This window comes from Polaromonas sp. P1_G4 (assembly GCF_056405475.1).
In genome coordinates, this window is the sequence record NZ_JBFUCA010000647.1 from 1 (window position 1) to 2019 (window position 2019).

At 60.5% G+C, this 2019-nt stretch carries 1 protein-coding gene and 2 pseudogenes; all 3 read right to left on the reverse strand.

Annotated elements, in window-relative coordinates:
- Positions 1-108 (reverse strand): annotated as a pseudogene (locus AC1D1X_RS21710) (amino acid synthesis family protein); the annotation flags it as partial.
- A gap of 22 nt (positions 109-130) precedes the next feature.
- Entirely contained in the window at positions 131-1039 is a 909-nt protein-coding gene (locus AC1D1X_RS21715; protein WP_477669074.1) for a UPF0280 family protein, read from the reverse strand.
- A gap of 11 nt (positions 1040-1050) precedes the next feature.
- A pseudogene (locus tag AC1D1X_RS21720) lies at positions 1051-2019 on the reverse strand (6-hydroxynicotinate reductase); the annotation flags it as partial.

Consider the following 2019-nt stretch of genomic DNA (forward strand, 5'->3'; position numbering starts at 1 on the left):
GGTCAGCACCGCGGCAATCGCGCCGCGCAGCAAAGGCACAGGCGCTACCGGCCCGAATTCATGCCGTATCTGCTCCACGTGCGTAAAAATACGCCGAATTTCAATCATGGTGTGAGGTCCATTCATTTCATTAAGCAAATACCGAACCAGCCGGCACTGCAGCACTGCGATTTTGCAATCGTTGCTGCGTTTTATCAGAGGTGGTCATCAGCTGGTTTTGACAAACCAGCGCAGCCGACCAGATCAGTCCCGCAGCCTGTAAAGCCTGGGCGCGTTCAAGCCCGGCGCGCAATGCACGCCGAACCGTCTCCGCCTCCAGCAACGGCACGTCAGTTGTCACCAGCATTTCGCCAAGGTCGGTGTCGTCCTTCAGGTCACAAGCCCTGCCGCGCTTGATCCGCATGTCGGCAACATCGACCGCATTCGCAATCATGGTGGCTGCGGCATCCGCTTGCGCGGCGGTATACGCAAGGACCGTAACACTGTCGGCAATACCCAGTGAAAAGCTTCGCCCCCGCCAACCGCTGGTAGCGACGCCGCGAACTGGAAGCGCGCTGGAAACCTCGAATTGCCCGTCGGTATGAACACCGGCCAATACCTCGTTTGCATCAAGGCGTGCCAGATCCGCATACAGGCCGATCCGCACCGATTGCGCCGGCGCCAAATGCAGGGCAATGTCGCCGCCGTTGTTGACCCAAGCGCGGTCTACTCCGCTATTGACGTAGCAGGCAACCAACTCCTGCGCGACCGCACCCGCCACGGCCGCCATCGGGGTGATGAAATCGCGCCGGTAGGGGCGGCATGCATTCCACATGCGCCGGGCAACGACCCCCTGCAGATAACACTCATCCAGTACGGGCTGCCGCAAGAGGGGAAGTTCCTCAACCAGCTCGCCGAGGATACCGCTGAAACGCTCCCAAGCTTTGGCATGAGCAGCCTCAACCGCAACCGGCCTTCCATAGGCGCCAATGATGATGTCCATCGGCCCGTGCTGGAAATGCCAGCGCCCATCGGGAAGTTGCATGCGTTGAGGGTTCATACGCAAGCGCCTCAGCCCAGCAAGGGGGGACGCGCCAGAGGCCAAGGATTGGCAGAAGGCAGCCTGGCCCATTCCAGGGCGACAGGCGCACCTTCGTTGTGYCAGGCACCGCGACGCAACACATCCTCCAGCGTACGCACATAGTCCATGTGCCCGCCCAGCGCGCGATAGTCGTCAAGCTTCATGCTGAATTCAATGGGAGCCACGATGGCCGGTGTGGGAACGGTTCCGAAACTGTTGTCCGGCATCCGCATGACATCGGCCATCACGGTGATTCCTCCACCAGGCCAGATATAGGCAGGGGCCCCACCACAGGTCACATTCACCAGGGAATTTTTGATGGCACGTGTCAGCAAAACCGGATTTTCAGTCACACCCGCCCGCAGGCTACCGCCCGCTCCGGCAAGGAAAAGCACGGTCGCCAAGGAGGGCTCGCAGTTTTCACCGATACGCTCAACGACATGACGCACTTCCGCCGGCATCTCCTGCTCCACGGGAATGAGCTCTTCGTTGAGCACATACCAGCTTGCATGCTCACCGGTGGTGGATGTCATCAACAAGCGCAGGCCCGGCCAGGCGACATTACCGTCCCACGCCTCGATGATGGACAGGGGATCGGCGATATCCGTCCCACCCCAGCCCGTTCCGGGATTGGCCACCTGGAAATAACGCCCCGGCGTGGACTTTCGTCCGCGCATCCGGACACCTGACGGGCGCATATCGAGACAACGCCCCGCCTGGTGCTCGGTCAGTACACCGGTAATGTGGTCGTCGACAACCACCACCTCGTCGAGCTTGCCGAACAACTGCTTTGCAAAAATGCCAACCGTGGCCGACCCGCAACCCACGCGCATACGCTCTTCTTCAACGCCATTCACGACAGGTGCACGGCCGGCTTGAATCAGTATTTGGGAACCACCGTCAATCGTGAACTCCACGGCTTGCTTGTTGCCGAGCGCCTTCATCATCTCCACCGTGAC